We start from the raw sequence: 22,920 nt of genomic DNA, 5'->3' as shown, positions 1-22,920 counted from the left end.
TATGCCTCATTTATACTCCAGAAATAAATTAATTACAAGTTATGCAAACAATGATACTTGACCAGGAACTGAAAAGCCACTTTCTAAACCTGTACTTTCTCGCACTTTCTGATACTCAGATCGACTCTGAAGAACTTGAAATGCTGTTCCAGCTGGGACAGAACAGGGGGATAGAACGAGAGGAAATTGAAAAAATCATACTCCGCCCTGATAGCATTAAATTTACCATTCCCCAAGATACTTTAACTAAAATAGAGTATTTGTATGATTATGTAACGATGATACTAGCAGACGGAAGGGTAGATGAACATGAAGAGTTAACGCTCAGAAAGTTCTGTAAAAAGTTCGGCTTTGAGGAGCAGAACATACCAGCCATCATGCAATATCTAATTGAGGAAGCAACAAAAGGTACAGAGAAGAAATTGATTATTGGACAAGTAAAACAAGCTCTTTAACTATGGTTAAGTTGTTTAAAGGAATCTTCGATAATGCCAGTCAGACTGATACTATTGAGCGTACGCCTTCTTATCAAGAGTTTGTCCTGGTTGATTGGTATGATGAAGGTAAAGCAAAAGCTCAGAATCATGGTGCCTCTGAGACAGGCTTAAAAACTTGTATAGGAAAGATTTATCATAACCATAAAGAGATTTTACGGAATGATGAGATAGAGCAGGAGAAAGCTAAACAACCTTATAGGGTAAAGCTTAAAGAATACATCAAAAAAAATGAGTTCTTTCAGGAACGGATAGACAAAATCAAGAGTGAAGAGCTCCCAAAGTTGGACAACAAAATAGAATATTTACAGGAAGAGATAAGAGAAATCAAAAGGAATCCTGATCAATTTATAGGTGACAAAGTGGGCAAAGCCGGCTTTATAGTAGGGTGCATTATCTTGACATTCTTAACTGTTTACCTATTTATTTTTTATAGCTCTGCCTCTTTTTCAGCTTTCTTCAAAGAGTTTACTTTAAATGAAATTGGAGTTGCCAGCTCCATCTTCGACCCCAATGCTCTTACAATAGCGTTCAATGATGGCTTTACTGAGCTTGTACTGATCCTCACAATCCCTTTTGTTTTCTTAGGACTAGGCTACCTGATTCACAAATTCCAGGAGGTAAAAGGATGGGGAAAATATCCTAAAATAGCCATGCTGATTTTAGTGACCTTCATTTTTGACTGTATACTAGCCTATGAGATCACGGAAAAAATCTACAACATAAAAGCTGAAAATAGTTTCGATAGTTTGCCCCCTTATACAGTAGCAATGGCATTCCAGTCTGTAAATTTCTGGCTTATCATCTTTGCCGGATTTATTGTATACCTGATCTGGGGATTTGTTTTCGACTTTGTAATGGAAGCTTATGGCAAACTGGACCAGCTAAGTGTATTAATTAATGCGAAGAAGGAAGAAATCCAGAAAAAAGAGGAGCAAGTTCATAAACTGGATGAAGAAATAAACAAGCTCACCTACTTAATCGGAACCAATAACACAGAAATAGAGAAGCTTAAGACTATACTTGAACACTCTGATGTTATTAAGCCAAAAGAGTTGGAACACTCTCTTATGAGATTCTTAGATGGTTGGCTTGAGTTCCTGAATTTTAATAGCAGGGATGAGACACACAGGCAGAATGCGCACAACATTGTGTGTGACTTTATCAACTTGAATGTAAAACCTTTAGAAGCCTTAACTCAAGAAAATGAAAAATAGACTAGCAATCTTCATTGTTGCTTTACTTCTTTTTGGTTGCCAAACAGAAACAGATAAGGTAGAAACTTCTGCCGGTAAATCAACTAGTACTGTTCAGCCAGATTTACTTAATATCAGTATTGTTTTAGATCTTTCTGATAGAGTAGTACAACCAATGCAGCCGTCACAAAGTGAAAGAGATATTCAGATAGTAAGCAAGATTACTGAAATCTTTAAAAACAATATGAAGGCTAAGGGAGCTTTTCAAGCCAAGGATAAAATAAGAGTATTGTTCACTCCTACTCCGAAAGACCCCAACATAAATAACATTGCTAACAGTTTGTCAGTTGATTTGACAAAACTGGACAACAAAGGTAAGAAAGAAGTTTACGACAACATCACCACTACTTTCACACAAGGTCTTGAAGAAATCTATGCACAAGCCATTAGTACTAAGAATTGGCCAGGATCTGATATTTGGCGCTTTTTTAAGTATGATGCAAAAGAGCTATGCATTGATCCAGACCCTCAGTACAGAAATGTTCTGGTTATAGTAACAGACGGCTATTTATATCACTCGCAGTCCAAAGACAGGCAAGCAAACAAGACTGCGTTCATTACTGCCAACTTTTTTCAAAAGGAAGGTTTCAGAAATAACTCAAACTGGAAGGAAAAATTCGAGAATGAAAATTACGGCTTAATTGCTTCTGATCAGAGTTATGAGAATTTAGATGTAATGGTCTTAGAAATTAACCCATCTCCTGCTCACAAGAACGATGAAGACATCATTCGCACTTATCTAGGAAAATGGTTTGATGAAATGAAAGTTGAAGATAAAGCCTTATATAATACTGATCTACCGTCAAATACAGAGAAGCGAATTGAAAGCTTTTTCAGGAGTAAATAAACTTTAAGGGTTCTTCCGAAACAGGTTATTTAAAACAAAAGTCCTTCAATAAAAATTGAAGGACTTTTGTTTTGGAGGAGTTCAAGTTAAAAATTTCTTGAACTTTAAATGATCAATTATTAGAAAATACCTTCAAAAAAGCTGTGTGCAAATTGTGTGCACATAAAAAAAGCACTTACAAGTTTTACCTTATAAGTGCTTGATTATCAAGTGATCCCGTTTGGATTCGAACCAAAGACCTACTGCTTAGAAGGCAGTTGCTCTATCCAGCTGAGCTACGAGACCATGGTTACAGTTAGTTACTGTATCCTTTAAACAAAAAATTTCGGAATTGCTTCCGAAATTTTTAAGTCGGGGTGGCAGGATTCGAACCTACGACCTCCACATCCCAAATGTGGCGCGATACCGGGCTACGCTACACCCCGAACTATGCTTTCAACTCCGGTGAACACTTGCGTGTTGTTATTGTTGAACGCGGTGCAAAAGTAAGAGAAGTTTTTAAACAGTCAAAACAAATTTTAAAAATTTTCTCTTGCGGAGGAGGGGGGATTCGAACCCCCGGTACCGTTACCAGTACGGCAGTTTAGCAAACTGCTGGTTTCAGCCACTCACCCACCCCTCCGAGGCTCTTTCTGCTAAAGAGTATGCAAACTTACAAAAACTTTACGATCGCGCAATAGTCTCTCCCAAATTTTAATAGCCTTTTTCGGTCAATTAAACCGACCTTCGCTTCTCCTGCCAACTTAAGTAATTGATACTAAATCAGCTTGCCATTATCCTACTGCCAAAATATTTTTTAGCTCAAGTATAAAAAACTTTTAAAAGTGCGTTTCTGGGGCGAATAGTGCATAGTAACAGGCCGCAGTTAATTCTTATCTTTGTAACCGGCGTAGCTATAGTTTACTTCAAACTATAAAATACGGGCCGCTATTTTAAACAATCATGACCTGGTACCAGACCATCACCCTGCTCGAAATTTTATTCGGTGTGCTCTTTCTGGGGCTCTACATCGGCTATTTGTGGCGTGTAAGGCGGGTGGCTAATTTTTTCGGGCAGCGGCCACATGGCATCTGGGTGAAATTTATATTGCGCCATGTGTACCTGATACTGCTTATAGTTGCGATACTTGGCCCAAGCTTCGGCGCCATGAAGAAGGAGATTAAAACGATAGGCAAGGAAGTTTACATCGCTGTAGACCTTTCGGCATCTATGAATGCAACAGATGTGCAGCCCTCACGACTCGAAAAGGCCAAACAGGAAATACAGCGGCTTATATCCCGCTTCAACTCCGACCGTATCGGGCTGATGATCTACGGCAACGATGCTTATATCCAGAGCCCGCTCACCTACGATCAGAATGCATTGCAACTATACACCCGCACACTGCATACCAGCCTGCTTCCCAATTCAGGTACCAACTATGCATCTGTATTGCAACTTGCCCTAGATAAGTTTGGGCAGTTGGGCAGCAGTCCTTCCGCAGAGCAAAAGGCAAAGATTCTGGTACTGGTAAGCGACGGGGAAAATTTCGGCGAGAATGTAGAGCGGCTGGCCGACCGCCTGAACGAACAACAGGTACAAGTCTTTACGCTGGGTATTGGCACTACTGAAGGCAGCCGCATTCCGGTTGGCAACAGGTACAAGCGCAACCAGGAAGGCGAAGTTGTCATTACTAAACTGCAGTCAGAACCCCTGATTAAACTGGCTGAACTCACAAACGGACAGTACTATGAAGTAAACGATCGCGTAAGCGAAGTAAGCCGGCTTGTGAATGCCATCAACAACATAGAAGGCGAACTGAGAGAAAGCAAAACAATAGATGTAACCGCTAACAAGTATATTTACCCGCTGGTACTGGCACTTATCCTTATTCTGTTGGATGCTTTGTTAACTATAAAGATTGTTCGGATATGAAAGTCTGGATCGCGATTTTCTTGTTGTTAAGCATACCGGGCGCTGGCATTAAAACCATTTCCAAGATAAACAGCTATGCAGATCGTGCTGCCAAAGCCTACAAACAGGAAAAGTATGCCGAAGCCATAACTGCTTACGAATACCTGCTGACAGACCTGAACGTGGAAGACGACCAGATACGCCTGAACCTGGCCCACGCATATTATAAAGCCGGGCTGCTGAACGAGGCCCGTGACCAGTATCGCTACCTAGCTGACCATAGTTCGGCTTTTATCCGGGCGCAGGTGCATCTGCAACTTGGTAATATTGCTGCTGCCAATAAAAAGTATCCTCAGGCGCTTGCCTTGTACCGCAATGCGCTTCTGGCAGAACCAGAGAATGACATTGCCCGCTATAATTACGAACTACTGAAAAAATACCTGGCATTATATCCTGAAAAAGCCAACGAGGATAAGCCGGAACCTCAACCGGAAGATGACCAGTTACTGCCTCCGGCATTCGACGACTCACAGACACAGCCGAAACAGAACCCTGATGCCAATGGCGACAGAGAGGGAGAAACAGAAACCCCACATCCAGACCCGGCAGGCGAGCAACCGAATCAGAACGGGAACGGCGGGCAGCCACAAAACAGGCAAAAAGAACAGGCAACTGGCAACGACCCAGGCGAGACGGAAGGCCAGAAGTTTGACGACAAGCAGGAAGCACCACAGCAGAACGACCGTGGAAGCAGCGAAAATACAGCCTCTGGTGATGAGCGTGCCCGTACTGAAGCAACACAGCAGCAGGTCATCATCAGTCCTGAAAAAGCGAGAATGCTGCTGAACGCCATGCGCGATGCCGAAATGCAATACCTGCAGCAACTGCCTAAAAAGCCCAAAAGCAAACCCGACAAAACCAAGCCCGACTGGTAAAGACATCAGCAACGTATAGTGATCCACGTTTTGATACCATTACTTAGCAAAGCGTCCTTTGCTATAGCTATAAACTATAAAAAGCATAGTCTACTATTATAGCAATCTAAAGCAACTACAGATTATGTTGTACGAGTATTGGAATGGCGACCACGGATAGATTGGCTTTCTACAAAAAAGATTTATTTGGAAATTAAAAACCGATCGGTTTATTTTACAGTATACAACAGTACAATGGAAGTAACCACCGGAAAAGCCGAACGCACACGCCAGTATATTATTGAACAGGCAGCCCACCTGTTTAACCAGAAAGGTTATGCCGGTACATCGCTGCAGGATATCATGGCGGCTACAGGCTTAACCAAAGGCGGTATATACGGACACTTCGAGAGCAAAGAAGAAATTGCGATCGCGGCTTTTGATTATGCTTCCGGAATTATTCTGCAACTGCTTTCACAAACTATAGGCCCGCATGCTACCTCATCTGCTAAGCTGGAAGCACTGCTGGAGTTTTATAAAAAATACATCATTTCTCCCCCGGTTACAGGTGGTTGCCCTGTGCTTAATACCTCCGTAGAAGCCGATGACACCAACCCCCTGCTGCGGGCCAGTGTGGTAAAAGTGCTGAATAAAATGCACCGTTCCCTGGAGCACATCGTGCAGCAGGGCATACAGCATGGGGAGTTTAAACCAACCACTAATCCGGAGCAGTTTGCTATCCTTTTTGTAAGTATGATCGAAGGCGGTGTGATGGTTTCGAAAGCGTATGGAAAACCACATTACCTCCATACCGTGCTGCGCCAGTTACACCAGATGATACAGGAAATGAAACTATAATTTTTTTGTCTAAAAATAAACCAATCGGTCTTTTTTAAAATTTTACGACTATGAACGAAACAACATTCCCAAAGTACCCGGAGAGCGAAGCGCTGATCCGGTTCGAAGACTGCGACCCTTTCGGGCACCTGAACAATGGCCGCTATACCGACTATTTTCTGAATGCCCGCGAAGACCAGCTTCGTGACAACTACAACCTGGACATTTACCGCCATATGCATGCTGCCGGCAAAGCATGGGTAGTAGCTACCAACCAGATGGCTTACCTGCGCGAAGCAAAGCTGATGGAAAAAGTAATTATCCGGACCTGTCTGCGTTGGTTTACTGAAAGCGACATTATGATGGAGGCGCTGATGCTGGATAAGAAGACCCAAACTATAAAATCGGTGGCCTGGATGCGTTTCAGCTACGTTGATGTAAAGCTGGGTAAAAAAGCAAAGCACGAAGACCACCTGATGGAGCTGTTCGGGAAAGCAGCTATAGTTGGCGAAGGCAGAGATCCGATGATGTTTGAAGAACGGGTAAAAGAGCTCAGGCAGCAACAGGTAGCCACAGCAGAAGCACAACTATAGGCTGAAGCAGCGTAGAAATATTCTGTCGGGTTTGCAACCATTTATCCAGTTTAAGACTCTCATAGATACAGAACATCAATTTATTACCAACTTAAACGGGAACAAGTACTTTTAACAACTGCTATAGTTTCCGGGTCAGTCTTTTTATGAAGCAAGAACTTAAGAACATACTGGAAGTGCTTACGCTTGCCGAGCGCCTGAAATCAGAACTTCGCCACAGCTGGCTTTCTGATGGTCGCCAGGAAAGTGTAGCCGAGCATACCTGGCGCATGGCCCTGATGGCTGTTTTGCTGGAGCCTTACCTGGATGAAGAAGTAGACACAGCCCGTTTGCTGAAGATGATTCTGGTGCATGACCTGGTGGAAATAGAAGCCGGTGACTGCCCTGCTTTTACGCTAAACACCGTGGAAGCCAGAATCGAAAAGCAGCAGAAAGAGCTGAAGGCAATCGAAACCCTGCGTGAGAAACTGGGTAACGGCATTGGCCAGCATGTGTACGAACTTTGGCAGGAGTTTGAAGCCCGAGAAACGTACGAAGCACGCGTGGCTTTTGCGCTCGATAAACTGGAAGTACGCCTGCAGCACAACCACGCCGATATAAAAACCTGGCTGGAGGTGGAACAGGAAAACGTATTTAAAATGGGAGACCACACGGCCTTTGATTCCTGTCTGGACCAGCTGAAGGACCTGATTCAGGAGCAGGGAGCACAGAAAATGGAAGCTGCCGGAATATCCACCACGCAAGTGCTGGCACGTATTGCCTCATCAAATGAAATGGCTTAACTAAGCAAACAACATAAATGGTTGATTACAGCGGGCGCAGGTAGCAATACCGGCGCTTTTCTGTTTTTATAGTTTGATGTCCGGAGTGTGGGCAACTTCCAGCACAAAACCATTGGGGTCACGGAAGTCTACTGTATAGTAAGTGGCATCGTAGTGCGGCATCTCGATCGGCCCCCGGATAATAGCAGCACCAATACGTTGCAGCCACTCCCCTACACTATCCACCACCTCACGACTGGTAGCATGGAAACAGATATGGCGCACGCCCAGGCTGTCATGAAACGCTACCGGCATCTCTTTGAAGTATATTTCATGATGGCCGCAACTATAGGATGTGCGCGTAAGCTCGTACCACCCGATCAGCGGGAAAAGCCTACTATAAAAAGCCAGTGACTGTTCCAGGTCTTTCACCCAAAACTCGATGTGGTTAATGCCGGGTCCGTACGGGTACTGCATAGTTACCAGTGTATAGTTCTGCCTGAAAATTAAGAAAAGTACAGCGATTTGCAGTAGATTACCCTCCGAAACTGTAGTTAAAGCAATTTACCCCTAAATATGGAAGCACATTACCAACGTCTGGAGAAACTATACCACAGCGCAGCCATTCAGGAGTTTATTGCCGGCAGCCACCTGACAGTTAAGCACCAGACAGCCGAAATTACTTTGCCTGTGTTGCCTGTATATCATCATGGTGCCAATGCCATGCATGGGGCGCTTTACTTTAAGCTGCTGGATGATGCCGCTTATTTTGCTGTAGCCTCGGTAGTGCAGGATGTTTTCATAGTTACTTCCTCTTTCCAGATAAACCTGGTGCGCCCTGTTACCAGCGGAACTATAAAGGCGATTGGCAAAGTAAGAACGATAGGCAAAAACCTTTTTGTAGCCCAAAGCACCCTTTACAACGATAAAGGCAAAGAGATAGCCTTCGGCACCGGCCAGTTCATGAAAACAACCCAACCCTTAAATAGCCTGACAGGATATAGTGAAAGCTAGGGAGTTTAGGAGTTTGAGAGTATCCTCAAGGCTCTTTCGGATTTGCAATCCGAAAGTACATTAATTGCGGATTTGTAATCCGCCTTTCCAAAGGCATAACCTGAATCTATATCCTATAAATGTTTCGGATTGCAAATCTAAAAAAGCGGGTGATATAAAAGCAGGTGGCTATAGTTTAAACTATAGTATCTCTTACCTTAACAAACAAAAAAGGAGCAGGTTTTCACCTGCTCCTTTGCTATAGTTCAACTATAAATTACTCTGTTGCTTCGCCGGCAACTTCGGGCTGCGGCTCTGGCTCTATCAACTCAAATCCGTAGTCTTTGCCCTTTAGTACAGACGGCACTCCTTGTTTCATCCAGACAGGCATCGGTGCACCTTTCAGGTAGTAATCAAAGAACTGCGACATACGCACTGACAGGTCTTTACGGTTTTTGCGTTGCATCAGGTTATGGTCTTCGCCGTTGTACACCAGCATCCAAACCGGTTTGTTTAGCCTGCGAAGCGCCATAAAATACTCAATACCCTGGTACCACGGCACAGCTCCGTCCTGGTCGTTATGCATGATTAACAGCGGTGTTTCTACGCGATCGGCAAAGAACAGCGGCGAGTTCTCGATAAACTGCATCGGTTTTTCCCAGAGCGTACCACCAATACGGCTTTGCGTTTTCTCGTACTGGAACTGGCGGCTCAAACCTGTACCCCAACGAATACCACCGTAAGCACTCGTCATGTTAGATACCGGCGCACCGGCCATCGCTGCTTTAAACAGGTTGGTTTTAGTAACCATATAGGCAATCTGATAACCACCCCAGCTTTGCCCCTGCAGTGCCATGTTCTTTTCGTCAACAAAGCCCTGCATTACTAGTTTCTGTACGCCTGGTATAATGCAGTCCATAGCACTCTCGCCTGGGTAACCGTTCTGGTAAACAATATCCGGCACAAACACCAGGTAGCCATTGCTCACAAAATAAGAGATGTTTACCGTAGAAGCGCTTGGTGCCGGCGTTTTGTGGCTGTACAATCCATCCGAAGAACGCTCATAGAAATACACGATCATCGGGTATTTTTTAGATGCATCAAAGTTCTCTGGCTTATACAGTAATCCTTCCAGCGGAATTCCATCCGTCGACTTCCAGTTCACCAGTTCTACTGTGCCCCACAGGTAGTCTTTCATCTGCGGATTGGCATTGCTTAACTGTGTCGGCTTATCAAAAGCAGTAGCGGCTATATAAAGGTCAGGGAACTCCTGGAACGAGCCTCTGCGGAATGTAAAGCGGTTATCGTCTTTCGCTTTAGTTAAACGGGAGTAGCTGTTTGCAGACATAACCAGTTTCTGTGGTTGTGCCTCTCTACTTACATAATCCAGGAAGTAACCATTCGACTTATCCGTGTTATTGAACGCGCTCAGGTACAGGGTGGCATTTGCAGGAATAAACTTCTGCTCATTATCCAGCTGCTCGTAGCGGAATGTCAGCTTGTTCTGACGACCATATTTGTCGGTCAGGTTAACCGGTGCTTTTTTGCCTGTCGGGTCCAGTTTCCAGATGTCAAACTTATCGTATACAAGCAGGTAGCTATCATTTTCTACCCAGCCAGCAAGCCCGTAAGAGCCAGGCAGCGCAGGCACATCATTGGTTTCGTCGTAGAATGGCAGGCCAATACGCTTGGTCAGGTTCAGGTCTTTGCCATTTTTGGTTGCCAGCGTATGCCAGCTGCTATCGGTTGGCTCGTACCAGTACACATAGTTGCCCTGCGGCGACAGGCGCGGGAAGCCACGTGTTTCGTTCAGTACCTGTTTGCGCGTTCCCTTTTTCAGATCCAGCAGGTATGCGTCCTTTCGAGTTGGGGTGTCGTAGCCTATCGTAATTTTATATTTCTCATCGCTAACGCCTAGCGCCACATCTCCCTGTCCGTAAGCATCCAAGTAAACATCCGGCATTTCGAGCGTTGCCAGTTGCTGCATGCGTTTGCCACGCAGGTCATACATAGCCAGGAACGATCGCTTCATCTCGCGGTCCCTGTTCTTTAGCTGCATTGGCTGGATAAGCGGATCTTTGTAAGTCCAGATATCCAGGTTTACTTTATCTTCTTCCAGTTGCGTGGTATCTTTTTCGTAGCGTGTTGGGCGCGGGAAAGTGCCGAAGAACAGGCGTCTGCCATCCTCAGAGAAGTTCAGCCTGCCATGCTCACTCACCATCCAGGCTTTCGGCATTCCGGCGCTGGCCGTATCTGCAAGCACAGTTTTGCGGTTGTCCTTTTTGGTCCAGTGGTGAAGCGCAAAATAACGGATCTCGGCTTCCAGGGTATCGTTGGTAGCCACAAAAGCCAGTTGCTCACCTGCCTTATCCGGTGTTAAACCTTTGTAAGTAACCTTACCCGTATCAATCGGCATTACTTTCAGGTCGGCGGTGTTTACGGCATAAACGCCGGCTTTGTGCAGCGAGTCCAGCTCGTCTTTCACAAAGTAAAGCATGTTGCCCTTCTCCGAGAAAGTATAGTCAATTACGCGGTCGTAACGCTGCTCCTGCCCTGTTTGCAGGTTGCGCAGTACCAGTTGTGTACCATTGTATTTTTTGTTTTTAGGCAGTGGCTTTTTGGCTTCGGCCTTTTTCTCTTCGCCCTCTGCTTTCTTATCTTCTTTTTTAGCCGGAAGTTCTTTCTCAAGGTGGTAAGCCACCCAGTTATTTCCTTCCTTCGGCAGCTGATATGATTTTACACGCGGCATTTTCACCACATTCATATTTTCCAGCATAACTATAGCCAGCGAGTCTTTAGGCAGGTCGTCGGCTTTCTTCTTTTTCAGTTTCAGCTGGCGCACTTTCTGGTACTCCGGCTTTATCTGGAAAACGGCGTAGCGGCTGTCGTTGGTAAAGCTGGCTTTGGTGCCCCGCGCAAAGGTCGTTGTATTGTTCGTAACCAGGTTGCGCATCAGCAATTCGCCATCGCCTTCCTGCGGGTTTACGTTGAACAGCACGAACTTACCATTGTTGCTAATGGATTCGCCATCCACACCTTTCCAACTGTCGTAAACGTCGTGGGTGAGTGGTTTTTTTGCTGTCTGCTGCTGCGCATTGGCCTGGTAAAAGCCTGCACTACAGAACACAGCCAGGTATAAAAGTTTTTTCATCCCGGGTGAAATAGGTTGGTTAATTTATAGTTGATCAGTTTGTCAGTACTTAAAGATAAGTAAAACCCTAAAAGGTTTAAAATCTGCGCTCTGCAACTTTCATTTCCATATTTTGTTTATAGTTTTAGTTTGTAAAATATAAAATCAGTTTGAGAGTTTTAGTGTTTATGAGTTATAGACTTAAAAAGTTCGGAAGTTAAAGACCTGGAAAGGAAAGCTAGAGTTACTACAATAACATATATCGCTTTAATTCTCTAACTCCTGAACTTGCAAGCCTAACGTTCGTTTGGTTTTCACCATAAATCCTGATAATTTCACACTATAAAATCAATCCTTACAAAATCATGCAGATCAAAGAAGTATATATTATCTCGGCTGTTCGTACCCCGATCGGCAGCTTTGGCGGCGCCCTTGCCAGCCTTTCTGCTACCGACCTTGGTGCAGCTGCCATTAAAGGCGCTGTAGAAAGAGCCGGCATCGACAAAGAACTGGTACAGGAAGTAATTATGGGCAACGTACTTTCTGCTAACGTAGGCCAGGCACCTGCACGTCAGGCTGCTGTTAAGGCTGGCCTTGGCTATAATGTAGAGTGTACAACTATAAATAAAGTGTGTGCTTCAGGCACAAAGGCTATTATGTATGCGGCGCAGGCCATTATGCTGGGTCATAAAGATGTGATCGTGGCTGGTGGTATGGAGAGCATGAGCAATGTGCCTTACTATGTAGAAAAAGCACGTTGGGGCGCTAAAATGGGCCATACTCAAATGGCTGATGGTTTGATCAGAGATGGTCTGTGGGATGTTTATAACGACTTCCATATGGGTAATGCTGCTGAGAACACTGCCCGCGAAATGAAAATTACGCGCGAAATGCAGGACGAATATGCAATCAGTTCTTACAAAAAGTCTGCTGCAGCCGCTGAAGCTGGCATGATGAAAGACGAGATCATCCCGGTTGAAATTCCGCAGCGTGGCAAAGATCCTATAGTTGTGTCGGAAGACGAAGAGTATAGAAAAGTAAGCTTCGATAAGATTCCTGGACTGCGCCCTGTGTTTGATAAAGAAGGTACTGTGACTGCTGCCAACGCGTCTACGCTGAACGATGGCGCTGCTGCTGTACTACTGATGAGCCGTGAGAAAGCGGAAGAACTTGGCGTGAAACCGATCGCTAAGATCCGTGGGTTTGCTGATGCGGAGCAGGATCCGATCTGGTTTACAACTACTCCATCTCTGGCTATCCCGAAGGCACTGAAAAATGCAGGCGTTACTCCTGAAGAAGTAGACTTCTATGAGATTAACGAAGCATTCTCAGTAGTATCTATCGCTAACAACCAGAAACTTGGCCTGGAAGGCGATAACGTAAACGTGTTTGGTGGTGCTGTATCGCTGGGTCACCCACTTGGTGCTTCTGGTGCGCGTATTGTAACCACACTTTGCAACGTGCTGGATAAAAAAGGCGGTAAAATTGGTGTAACCGGCATCTGCAACGGTGGTGGTGGCGCTTCTGCCCTGGTTATCGAAAAACTATAATACTGCCGCAAGGCATACAATTTGCAGGAAGCCTTACGTTAAGCGCGTAAGGCTTTCTTTTTTATACCTTGCCTGCACTTTAAACTGTTTTCTATAGTTTTGATGTTCAGATATATTGAAGAGCAATGTCGTTAGAAACTGAATTAGCAAAGTTCTGGGATTGGGCAGGCATGTCTCCCGATACCTATTCCGAAAACAGGGGTTTGGGCGAATGGGAGATCGAATACCCTGGCTGGGATGAACTATACCGTGCCGCAACCGAAGTGCTGGAACTACTGAATAAGGAATTTAACCACGACCTGGCTCAGTTACTGGTTTATGCACTGGCCGTTGATAACGAATCCGGAACTATACTTCAGAAAGCAGAAGAAAAGCTGGAATCGAAGCTTCGGTTTGTGAAAAAGGTCATCAACTCTGATCTGCCGCAGGCCAGATGGCAGGCAGCCGAGCTGCTTGGGCGCACGGAAGTGGAGGACCGTGAAAAAATGCTGGTTAACTTGATTACCCGGGATAATGACAAGTATGTAGTGAGAAGGGCGCTGATGAGCCTGGCCCATGTTAACTATACCAAAGCAGTCGAGTTCGCAAAAACTTTCCTGAAGGATTCGGACCCGTTTCTAAAACTTGTATCAAAAGAGATCATTAAACAGAAAGTGTAAGCTTTCAGAACTATATTAAAACACTTATGCCAAAGTTGCTTTCACTCTTAGCTACTGTTTTACTTACAGGCTCCTTTGCTGCGGGGCAAACCCAAAAAGTTGTTACCTACTATAACGATGACCGCAATACGGTAAAGGAAGTATACTACATGAAGCCGGACTCGATTATAGTTGGCTATTATAACCGCTACTACCCTACCGGCGAGCGCGAAGCATTTGCCAAGTTCGTGGAAGGCAAAAAGGACAGCGTGTTTACCGAATACTATAAGAATGGCACACCCCGTATTAAAGTAACCTATGTAATGGACGTCAAGCAGGGCCCATTCCTGGCTTATCACCCCGATGGCAGGCTAATGCAGGAAGGCCAGTACAAGAACGACCAGCAAAGCCAGGTTTTCAAGACCTTTTACGACGATGGCAAACTGCGCAAGGAAACCACCTTTGCTAACGGCTACCCGGAAGGGCTGATGAAGGAATACTACCCGGATGGAAAAGTAAAATCTGAACTGTACTACAAGGACCGGAAGCAAAGCGGACCAGCTAAAACCTACTACCCGAACGGACAGCTGGAAACGGATGCAAACTATAGAGCCGGCATGCTGGAAGGCTCTTACAAAACCTACTACGAGAACGGCCAACTGGAAACTGAAGTGATAAATGTGGCCGGCCAGAAACACGGCACCTTTAAAAGTTACTACCCGGATGGCAAGCTTAGCACCGAAGGCGGATTTGCTGCGGGCAAAATGAACGGCATAAGCAAATCGTATTACCCGAGCGGGCAACTGCGCAGCCAGATAAACTATAAGAACGGCGAACCAAACGGTACTACCCAGCACTTTTACGAAGACGGCACGCTGCGTGAGTCGGGCAACTATAGCAGCAACGGCGCCGACAGAAAAATAGCCACTTACTACCCAAGCGGAAACCTGAAAGCTGAAGAACTGTACAAGGCTAAACTACGCGAAGGCATCTGGAAGACCTACTTTGATGCGCCCGGCAAAAAGGTAGAAACCAGCGCTACCTATGTTAAAAACAAACTGCACGGCGACCGCCTGACCTACCACGAAAACGGCCAGGTGAAAACCAAAGACACTTACCAGAACGATAAAGTTGTTGGCCTGAGCTACGAGTATTACCCAAGCGGAAAAGTGAAGTCTGAGACCACCTATAAAGATGGCAGAAAGCTTGGTCCGTTTAAACAGTTCTTCGAAAACGGTAAAGAAGAGATTACCGGCAGGTACGGAAACAACAAGCAGGTGAATACCTGGAAGTACTACAACGAAGAAGGTAAACTGTTAAAAACTATAGTTTACCGCAACGGCGAAGTAGTGGAAGAAAAGCTGGCAGAAGTTAAATAACAGTTCAAATGTCCTTCGCCCAACTATAGCTTTCATGTTAGTTTAAAACTATAATTGGTGGGCTTTCGGTAAATACGTCATATAACAAAAACGCAGGAGCCTGTAGTAAAATGCTACAGGCTCCTGCGTTTTTAAAACTATAGTTTGGTTTAGTACGCTCGTACTGCTTTTTTCTCTACAAAGTTCATAAAGGCACGGTTTACCACGCGTGTACCACCCGGCGTTGGGTAGTTGCCTGTAAAATACCAGTCGCCTTTGTGGTTCGGGCAGGCCTGGTGAAGCTCTTCTATTGTTTGGTAAATCACTTGTACTTCAGCGTTCACGTTCGGTGCCTTCACTATTTCAGAAACTTTGGCTGCTATCTCGTCGTGGGTAAACAAGTCGTATAGTTCCTTCATGAAGTTAGTTTCCATAAAGGCATCTGTACCTTCAGCGGCCAGGCATTTGTCGTAAACCTCGTCTACTTTATAGTACAGATCACGGTCTTTCAGCAACTCCAGCATCGCCCTGAAAGCAACGAACTCTTTCACACGGCTCATATCAATACCATAGCAATCCGGGTAACGGATCTGTGGCGCACATGAAACGATAATGATCTTTTTGGGCTCCAGTTTGTCCAGCATTTTTATGATAGACTTCTCCAGCGTCGTGCCCCGAACGATAGAATCATCCAGCACCACCAGTGTATCCACACCTTTTTCTACCACCTCGTAGGTCGTATCATACACGTGCGTCACCAGGTCATCGCGGTTTGAGTCGTCGGTAATAAAAGTGCGAAGCTTCACGTCTTTAATCACCAGTTTCTCGGCACGCGGCTTAAACTGCAGAATGTCGTCGAGTTGCTCTTCGGTTAATTCCTGGTTAAGGATGGCTTGCTTGCGGTACATGCGCAGATAATCTTCAATCCCTTTCATCATGCCCAACCACGAAGTTTCGGCTGTGTTCGGGATATAGGAGAAAACCGTATGTTTCAGGTCATAGTTTACTGCTTCCAGAATCTGGCGGCATAGCAGCTTGCCCATGTTCTTGCGCTCTTCATAAATCTCCGGGTCGTTACCTCTGGAGAAGTAGATACGCTCAAAACTGCACGATAATTTCTGGCGGGGCTCCAGAATCTCTTTCAGCGATGGATTGCCTTCTTTATCAACTATAAGCGCATGGCCCGGTGGTACCTCTTTAATGGCGCTATAGTCTACATCAAATGCTGTTTTAATAGCTGGCTTTTCAGAAGCCACTACCACCACTTCATCATCAATATAATAGTAAGCCGGACGAATGCCATTCGGATCGCGCACTACAAATGAAGCACCGTAACCTGTTAAGCCGGCCATGGCATACCCACCGTCAAAATCCTTACCGGCACGTTTTAAAACACGCTCCAGGTTAAGGTTATCTTCAATCAGGGTAGTGATTTCCTTGTTAGTGAAGTCATTCTTATAAGAATCGAACAGCTGCTGGTTCTCTTCGTCCAGGAAGTGGCCGATCTTCTCTAAAACCGTAATAGTATCAGACTTATGTTTCGGATGCTGGCCCAGTTCGATCAGTTTCTGGAACTGCTCATCCACGTTGGTCATGTTAAAGTTACCAGCCACTGCCAGGCTGCGGCTGCGCCAGTTGTTTTCGCGCACCATCGGGTGGCAGTTATCAACGCTGTTTACGCCATGTGTGCCGTAGCGCAGATGGCCCAGATACACATCACCCAGGAAAGGCATATTCTCCCACACCCAGTTTATATCCTGCGCCTTGTCAGGGGAATCTTCTTTCAGTTTCTTATACTCCTTGCCGATCTTGCCAAAAATACTGTCGATGGCGCGGGTCTTTACCGAACGGAAGCGGCTGATGTACTCCATGCCGGGCATAGAGTCTATTTTGATGCTCGCTACGCCTGCCCCGTCCTGGCCGCGGTTGTGCTGCTTCTGCATAAGCAGAAACAGCTTATTAACGCCGTACATGGGCGTGCCATATTTCTCAACGTAATACTCAATTGGTTTTCGGAGCCTGATAAGGGCAATACCGCATTCGTGTTTTATTGAATCGCTCATGTTTGCTGTTAAAGAGTTTGTGCCAGCAATTTTTCTATCCAGTTAAGCAGCAGGTCGGGTTTAAAGAACAGGACCAGCAGCGGCACTGCAAAAAACGCCAGCAGCAGCTTATTCGACAGTGAAATAACTAATTTTTCTTCAGTTAAATTCCTTTTCAGGAAAAGGTAGTATGGAATCCGGATATAATAAAAAAGCGCTACCCCTGTTAGCAAGGCTCCGGCTACTAAAAGTACCAGCAGCAGCACCTGGCCTGAGGCACTATAGGCTTCCCAAACATTGCTGAAAATAAGCAATTTGCCCATAAAACCACCCAGGGGCGGTAAGCCCGTAAGCGAAAGCAAAAACAGCACTGCCATTACACCCATAAAAGGCAACTTATAGCCTAAACCGGTAAAATGTTCCAGTTTATGTGTCCCAAATTTCTCTTCTGTTATCTGCAGAAACAGGAAAGTGCCATAGTTCATGAACAGAAGTACCGTCAGGTAGAAAAGTACACTTACCGTATAGTTTGTGCCAAATGCCAGCAGCGCCATCAGCAGAAAGCCTGCATGCGATACCGACGAATAAGCCATTAACCGGCGTGGTGTTTTCTGCAATAGGGCTGTAAAGTTACCTACCGCTAAGGTTAGCAATGCTGCTATGCCCAGGAACAGGAGCACATCATCGAAATAACTTGCTACAGCCGGATCAGAGAAAGCGGCAACAAAACGGAGAATGACAATTACGCCTGCCATTTTAGGCCCAGTAGAGAAGAGCGCAACGATAGGCATAGGTGCCCCCTGGTACACATCCGGAACCCAGAAGTGAAATGGCGCAGCCGATATTTTAAAGAAGAACCCAGCAAAAACCAGAATAGCAGCTATCGTTACCAGCAATGTATCGGCCTGCAGCAGCGCCTGCCAGAACGTGCCTTCGGTATAGTTGAGCGAGCCGGTAAAACCATAGAAAAACGACATGCCATACAGCATTACTCCTGCTGACAGGGTACCGTATAGTACATATTTCAGGCCGGCTTCTACAGCACGTTTTTCCTGTTTTAAAGTAAGCGTAAGAATGTAAGAGGCAATGGAAACAAGCTCGATAGCCAGAAATACCATCAGCAGGTTAACAGACTTTGCCATCAGGTTCAGGCCCAACACCAGCACCAGGATTAGCGCATAGTATTCTCCCCTGCCCTCTTTCAGCTTTTCCAGCACTTTACTTTGCAGCGACAGCAGAATGGTAAAAATACCTGCCGCACTAAACAGCACTCCGCTGAAACGGGCCAGGCTATCGGAGCGCAGCAAACTCAGGAACTGCACACCACCCGAAGTATAGCCACCTAACAGCTGTAGTACAAATGCCGCAAAAAGCCCGGTAAGCGCCAGCCAGGGTAACAGTTGTTTTATAGTGCTGGATTTGAATAGGTCGAGCGTAACAAGCAACAGAAAAAAGGAGGCCAGCAGTAGCTCAGGCATCAGGGAGCCGAGCCCGGCTATAATGGCATCAATGGTTTGAGATAAGTATGCTGCCTGCTCCTTCACTTACCTAACTATAGTTGATAGAACCATTTGCAGCTGCTCCTGCCCGTTGCGCAATACCAGTTCTGTAAAGCCCTGTGCAGCTACACCAATTTTATTGAGGAGCAGGTGCGGGAAAATACCGAACACCAGGGCCAGTATCGCCAGAGGAACCAGCATCAGGTATTCGCGGGCATTCAGGTCAGAGAGTTTAGCCTTTTCGCGCAGTTCCGGGAAGATCCAGTACTTGCCGAAGAACATACGCTGCAGTGCCCACAGGTAATAAGCCGCTGCCAGCAACAGACCAAAAACCGCAACTATAGTTAGCCAGCGCGGCAACATACCTGTAATATCCGGAGCGCTGAATCCGCCTACCAGTACCAGCAGTTCGGCAATAAAACCTGAGAAACCTGGCAGGCCCAATGAGGCAAAGAAAGCAATTACTACAAACGTGGTGTAAGCCGGCATGCGCTTTGCCAGTCCCCGGAAATTCAGAATCATGCGGTCGTGGGCACGGTCGTAAATAACACCTACCACCAGGAAGAGCATAGCCGAAATGATACCGTGGCTGAACATCATATAAATGGCACCATTCACCCCTTCCGAAGTAAGCGACGCCAGCCCCAGCAGCACAAAACCCATATGCGATACCGATGAGTAGGCGATGAGTTTTTTCAGGTCGTTCATGGCCAGTGCGCAGAGTGCACCATAAATGATGGACAACACCCCCAGTCCACCGACCAGCACAGAAAAATAAGCACCGCCATCCGGGAAGATCGGGTAAACAATACGGATCAGCCCATAACCACCTACCTTTAAAAGTATAGCCGCCAGCAGCACCGAGATGGGCGTAGGCGCCTCTACGTGCGCATCAGGCAACCAGGTATGCACTGGCACCGAAGGCACTTTAATCGCAAAACCAACAAACAGTAGCAGAAAAGCAATAAACCTGATTGGCAGGTCCCATAGCACCGTCCCCGACAATACATGCAGCAAACTACCCGGTATGAAGTTAGCCGGATCCATCATGGCTGGAATGCTGAATGTTCTGACAATGTTGGCGCCTTCAATTACATTCTGCTGCAATAACTGCTGCACCTGCAGGATTACATCAGAGTTGGCAACCCCATCCTGTAACATACCAAGTTGTGCTGCTGTAGCTTCCGGGTCAATGACAGAAGTATAGAGCCCGATCATCACGATCAGGATGAAAAGCGAGCCAACCAGTGTGTAGATAAAGAATTTGATAGCTGCGTATTCCCGTTTCGGCCCGCCCCAGATGCCGATCAGGAAATACATAGGCAGGAGCATGAACTCGAAGAACAGGTAGAACAGGAAGAAATCCAGTGCCAGGAAGCAGCCCATCACACTTGTGAGGAGCAACAGGTAAAGCAGGAAATAGCCCTTAATGTTCTTTTTGATCGTCCAGGATGAAATAACACCTATGACGCCAACTATACCCGTAAGCAACACCATGCTGATGCTGATGCCATCCACACCCACAAAATACTCGATCTGGAAACGCCCCAGGCTGCCCAGCGAAAAACCGATCCAGTCCAGTTTATTTACGAACTGGTAGCCACTTTGCCCGTTGGCTGCAGCTGTGCCATCAAATCGGAAATACAAAAGAATAGCCAGCACCATTTGCACCAACGCGCCACCTAAAGCAACTGCCTTAATCGTGTTTTGGAAGCGCATAGGTAGCAGCAGCACGATAAGTGCGGCCAGCAAAGGTGTAAAAATCAGGCTACTGAGTATAAAATCGTTCAAGCTACTTATTGTTGATTGTTAATTGCTGATTGTTGATTTAACACAACTTCCAGCAAAATCTTATAATCTCTTAATTCTTAAAAATCTAAGTTCCAAAGTTACTATCAAAACAGCATGATATATAGCATTATCAGAATAAATCCGAATAGCGAATAGGCGTAATAACTCTGCACCTTACCGTTTTGCAGATTCCGGCCTAACATACCAAACAGTTTCGAAATGGCTCCTACCAGTAACACCAGTCCATCTACTACCAGCCTATCGAACCAGCCTACAATTTTGGAGATAACCACCAGCCATTTACTGCTATAGTTCAGAATAAAATCTATCACCCATTTATCCACGCGGTACAAGGTGGTAGCTGTCCAGTGCGCCGGTTTAACAAAGCCTGTTCTGAAGAAGCTATCGAGGTAAAAATGGTTATAAGTTAAGCGCTGGAAGGTGGTAGCTGGCTGCTCAAGTAACAGCTGCTCGCTGGTTTTGCGATTATATTGGATCAGGGCAACTATAATTCCGGCTGCTGCCAGCAATGCCGAAAAAATGCCTATCAGTATGTGTGGCAAATGGTTCGCATCGTCCTGCATCGTGACCGCCTGCACCAGGTTTCCAGCCAGCATGTTTAGCGATAGGTTTTTCAGACTGATACCCTCCACTACCCAACTGCTGCTAAAACTTAGCGGGTTAAGGGAGAAGAAAATCCCCAGTGAAAGCACAGCCAGTAGTACAACCGGCACCAGCATCACGCGCTCTGTTTCCAGTTTAAGTGAGTGCCTGATCTGCTGCACATCAAACGGTGCCCGGAAGCTCCCGAAAAACATGAACCACATGTGACGTGTCATGTAATATGCCGTAAGCACCACTACTGCAAAACCTGTTGCCGGAACTATAAAATAGAGCAGGTTACAATTCGCACTCATGGTTTGCGCCCAGGCCCAACTCACCGAGAGAATGGCATCTTTGGACAGGAAGCCTGAAGTAAGCGGAATACCGGCCAGTGCAGCAGCAGCTAACAGGTAACTATAGAATGTAAACGGCATTGTTTTGCGCAGCCCGCCCATGTTTCGTATGTCCTGTGCATCCATATGATCTAAATGCGCGTGGTGTAGTCCGCGGTGCATGGCGTGTATGATGATCCCGGCATTCAGAAACAGGGCTGCTTTAAAAAAAGCGTGCGTAGTGAGGTGGAAAAGCGATGCATCGTATGCGCCTGTTCCCATTCCCATTACCATGTAGCCCAGCTGCGAGATGGTGGAAAAGGCTAGCACTGCTTTAATATCGTATTGCCTGAGTGCAGCCAACGCACCAGCCAGTGCAGTTATAGCACCAACTATAGCAATAACCGTGAGGGCATCCGGTGTAAAGAAAGCATAGCAACGCGCCAGCAGGTAAACGCCGGCCGCCACCATGGTAGCCGCATGTATCAGCGACGAAACAGGCGTTGGCCCCTGCATGGCATCGGGCAACCAGATCTGCAACGGAAACTGCGCCGACTTACCCACGCAACCCATAAACAAACCCAAACCGGCCAGGGTCAGCAACAACGGTGAAAGCTCCAGCAGCCACGGCTCACCATGTAAACTATAGTTAACTATAAAACTGCTGTTCAGCCAATCGCCGGCGCTGATAAGAGACCGGAGTGCTTCCAGGTCGAAGGTGCGGAAGTAGGTGTAGAAAGCGAATAAACCGAGCAGCAAGCCGATATCTCCTACCCTGTTTACCAAGAAGGCTTTTTTGTTTGCAGCCACTGCTGCCGGCTTATGGTACCAGAACCCGATGAGCAGGTATGATGAAAAGCCCACGAGCTCCCAGAACATGAACAACAGTAACAGATTATCTACCAGCACGATACCCAACATACTGAACGTAAACAGCCCTAGGTAAGCAAAATAGCGATGATAACCCGTATCGCCTTGCATGTACCCCACCGAGAACAGCTGCACCAGCGTGGAAATAAAGGTCACGATTACCAGCATCAGAACTGTCAGGTTATCTAACAATATACCAGCCGTAAAATCGGAAACTACAGTTGATGGCAAACTAAACCAGGTGGTGCGGGCATGGAAGGTGGCCGTATTCCAGGTCTGGGTAAAAAGGTAAACCGAGAGCGCAAAAGCTATAGTTGAAATACCAATCGCCAGCCAATCGCCACGGCGCGGCAAACGCTTACCTGCAAAAAAGAGCACAAAAAAAGCCAGCAGCGGCAGCAACAACACTACCAGGGCAGTAGTGGTTTGTGGTGTACCAGCCAATGGCTTTAAAAGTTCGGTCAGCTCCAAGTTTAGGTTTATGGTTTCAGTTTTTAGACTTTAAGCCGCCAAAGTTAA

18 protein-coding genes and 3 tRNA genes are annotated in these 22,920 nt (G+C 46.0%); 12 read left to right on the top strand and 9 right to left on the bottom strand.

The window, feature by feature from the left end; genetic code table 11:
• Positions 1-50: 50 nt before the first annotated feature.
• The 3 genes from GXP69_RS05700 to GXP69_RS05690 are packed head-to-tail and all read left to right on the top strand — an operon-like array spanning position 51 to position 2,597.
• Positions 51-455: a hypothetical protein gene (locus GXP69_RS05700; protein ID WP_163913333.1), complete on the top strand. Its 405-nt coding sequence runs from the start codon at positions 51-53 to the stop codon at positions 453-455.
• A gap of 2 nt (positions 456-457) precedes the next feature.
• A complete protein-coding gene (locus GXP69_RS05695; RefSeq protein ID WP_163913331.1) occupies positions 458-1,711 on the top strand; it encodes an MFS transporter in 1,254 nt (417 codons plus the stop codon).
• Complete coding sequence (locus tag GXP69_RS05690; RefSeq protein ID WP_163913330.1) at positions 1,701-2,597, top strand: hypothetical protein; 897 nt, start codon at positions 1,701-1,703, stop codon at positions 2,595-2,597. Before GXP69_RS05695 ends, GXP69_RS05690 begins: the two co-directional genes overlap by 11 nt.
• Before the next feature lie 211 nt (positions 2,598-2,808).
• On the opposite strand, the gene GXP69_RS05685 is transcribed toward GXP69_RS05690, so the two are convergent.
• The 3 genes from GXP69_RS05685 to GXP69_RS05675 all read right to left on the bottom strand — a co-directional run bounded on the left by GXP69_RS05685 (position 2,809) and on the right by GXP69_RS05675 (position 3,219).
• Positions 2,809-2,882, bottom strand: a tRNA-Arg gene (locus GXP69_RS05685).
• Positions 2,883-2,948: 66 nt separating this feature from the next.
• A tRNA-Pro gene (locus tag GXP69_RS05680) sits at positions 2,949-3,022 on the bottom strand.
• A 110-nt stretch (positions 3,023-3,132) separates the two neighbouring features.
• Positions 3,133-3,219: transfer RNA gene (locus GXP69_RS05675), tRNA-Ser, on the bottom strand.
• 320 nt (positions 3,220-3,539) lie between these two features.
• Here GXP69_RS05675 and GXP69_RS05670 point away from each other — a divergent pair.
• The 5 genes from GXP69_RS05670 (at position 3,540) to GXP69_RS05650 (ending at position 7,616) form a co-directional block, all read left to right on the top strand.
• The gene (locus GXP69_RS05670) at positions 3,540-4,511 is read left to right on the top strand and encodes a VWA domain-containing protein (protein ID WP_163913328.1); all 972 of its coding nucleotides are present in this window, start codon (positions 3,540-3,542) and stop codon (positions 4,509-4,511) included.
• Positions 4,508-5,425, top strand: a complete 918-nt coding sequence (locus GXP69_RS05665; protein ID WP_163913326.1) for a tetratricopeptide repeat protein — start codon at positions 4,508-4,510, stop codon at positions 5,423-5,425. The genes GXP69_RS05670 and GXP69_RS05665 overlap by 4 nt, the downstream gene beginning before the upstream one ends.
• Positions 5,426-5,659: 234 nt before the next feature.
• Positions 5,660-6,262, top strand: a complete 603-nt coding sequence (locus tag GXP69_RS05660; protein ID WP_163913324.1) for a TetR/AcrR family transcriptional regulator — start codon at positions 5,660-5,662, stop codon at positions 6,260-6,262.
• 50 nt (positions 6,263-6,312) lie between these two features.
• Positions 6,313-6,834 (top strand): acyl-CoA thioesterase, encoded by a 522-nt coding sequence (locus GXP69_RS05655; RefSeq protein WP_163913322.1) that lies wholly within the window; start codon positions 6,313-6,315, stop codon positions 6,832-6,834.
• Positions 6,835-6,980: 146 nt separating this feature from the next.
• Positions 6,981-7,616: an HD domain-containing protein gene (locus tag GXP69_RS05650; RefSeq protein ID WP_163913321.1), complete on the top strand. Its 636-nt coding sequence runs from the start codon at positions 6,981-6,983 to the stop codon at positions 7,614-7,616.
• A 66-nt stretch (positions 7,617-7,682) separates the two neighbouring features.
• Here the strand turns inward: GXP69_RS05650 and GXP69_RS05645 are convergent, their stop codons facing one another.
• Complete coding sequence (locus tag GXP69_RS05645; RefSeq protein WP_163913319.1) at positions 7,683-8,072, bottom strand: VOC family protein; 390 nt, start codon at positions 8,070-8,072, stop codon at positions 7,683-7,685.
• A gap of 99 nt (positions 8,073-8,171) precedes the next feature.
• Here GXP69_RS05645 and GXP69_RS05640 point away from each other — a divergent pair, with 99 nt between their 5' ends.
• A complete protein-coding gene (locus tag GXP69_RS05640) occupies positions 8,172-8,609 on the top strand; it encodes a PaaI family thioesterase (RefSeq protein WP_163913317.1) in 438 nt (145 codons plus the stop codon).
• A 256-nt stretch (positions 8,610-8,865) separates the two neighbouring features.
• Here the strand turns inward: GXP69_RS05640 and GXP69_RS05635 are convergent, their stop codons facing one another.
• Entirely contained in the window at positions 8,866-11,739 is a 2,874-nt protein-coding gene (locus GXP69_RS05635) for an alpha/beta hydrolase family protein (protein ID WP_163913315.1), read from the bottom strand.
• 344 nt (positions 11,740-12,083) lie between these two features.
• Here GXP69_RS05635 and GXP69_RS05630 point away from each other — a divergent pair, with 344 nt between their 5' ends.
• The 3 genes from GXP69_RS05630 to GXP69_RS05620 all read left to right on the top strand — a co-directional run bounded on the left by GXP69_RS05630 (position 12,084) and on the right by GXP69_RS05620 (position 15,285).
• Positions 12,084-13,268 carry an acetyl-CoA C-acyltransferase gene (locus GXP69_RS05630; RefSeq protein ID WP_163913313.1) on the top strand — a complete coding sequence of 395 codons (1,185 nt, stop codon included), beginning with the start codon at positions 12,084-12,086 and terminating at the stop codon, positions 13,266-13,268.
• A gap of 125 nt (positions 13,269-13,393) precedes the next feature.
• On the top strand, positions 13,394-13,927 hold the full coding sequence (locus tag GXP69_RS05625; RefSeq protein WP_163913311.1) for a HEAT repeat domain-containing protein: 534 nt from the start codon (positions 13,394-13,396) through the stop codon (positions 13,925-13,927).
• A gap of 26 nt (positions 13,928-13,953) precedes the next feature.
• Positions 13,954-15,285, top strand: coding sequence for a toxin-antitoxin system YwqK family antitoxin (locus GXP69_RS05620; protein WP_163913309.1), 1,332 nt, complete (start codon positions 13,954-13,956; stop codon positions 15,283-15,285).
• Positions 15,286-15,434: 149 nt separating this feature from the next.
• On the opposite strand, the gene GXP69_RS05615 is transcribed toward GXP69_RS05620, so the two are convergent.
• The 4 genes from GXP69_RS05615 to nuoL form a co-directional block, all read right to left on the bottom strand.
• Positions 15,435-17,327 (bottom strand): amidophosphoribosyltransferase, encoded by a 1,893-nt coding sequence (locus GXP69_RS05615; RefSeq protein WP_163913307.1) that lies wholly within the window; start codon positions 17,325-17,327, stop codon positions 15,435-15,437.
• An 8-nt stretch (positions 17,328-17,335) separates the two neighbouring features.
• A complete protein-coding gene (locus GXP69_RS05610) occupies positions 17,336-18,850 on the bottom strand; it encodes an NADH-quinone oxidoreductase subunit N (RefSeq protein ID WP_163913306.1) in 1,515 nt (504 codons plus the stop codon).
• On the bottom strand, positions 18,851-20,596 hold the full coding sequence (locus GXP69_RS05605; RefSeq protein ID WP_163913304.1) for a complex I subunit 4 family protein: 1,746 nt from the start codon (positions 20,594-20,596) through the stop codon (positions 18,851-18,853).
• Between the two features lie 104 nt (positions 20,597-20,700).
• Positions 20,701-22,872: an NADH-quinone oxidoreductase subunit L gene (gene nuoL, locus GXP69_RS05600; protein ID WP_235925570.1), complete on the bottom strand. Its 2,172-nt coding sequence runs from the start codon at positions 22,870-22,872 to the stop codon at positions 20,701-20,703.
• Positions 22,873-22,920: the final 48 nt, after the last annotated feature.

Origin of the sequence: Pontibacter burrus (assembly GCF_010686685.1) — a bacterium.
Lineage (GTDB): Bacteria > Bacteroidota > Bacteroidia > Cytophagales > Hymenobacteraceae > Pontibacter > Pontibacter burrus.
The sequence above is the reverse complement of the archived record's forward strand: the minus strand, read 5'-3'. Positions and strand labels throughout refer to the sequence as shown.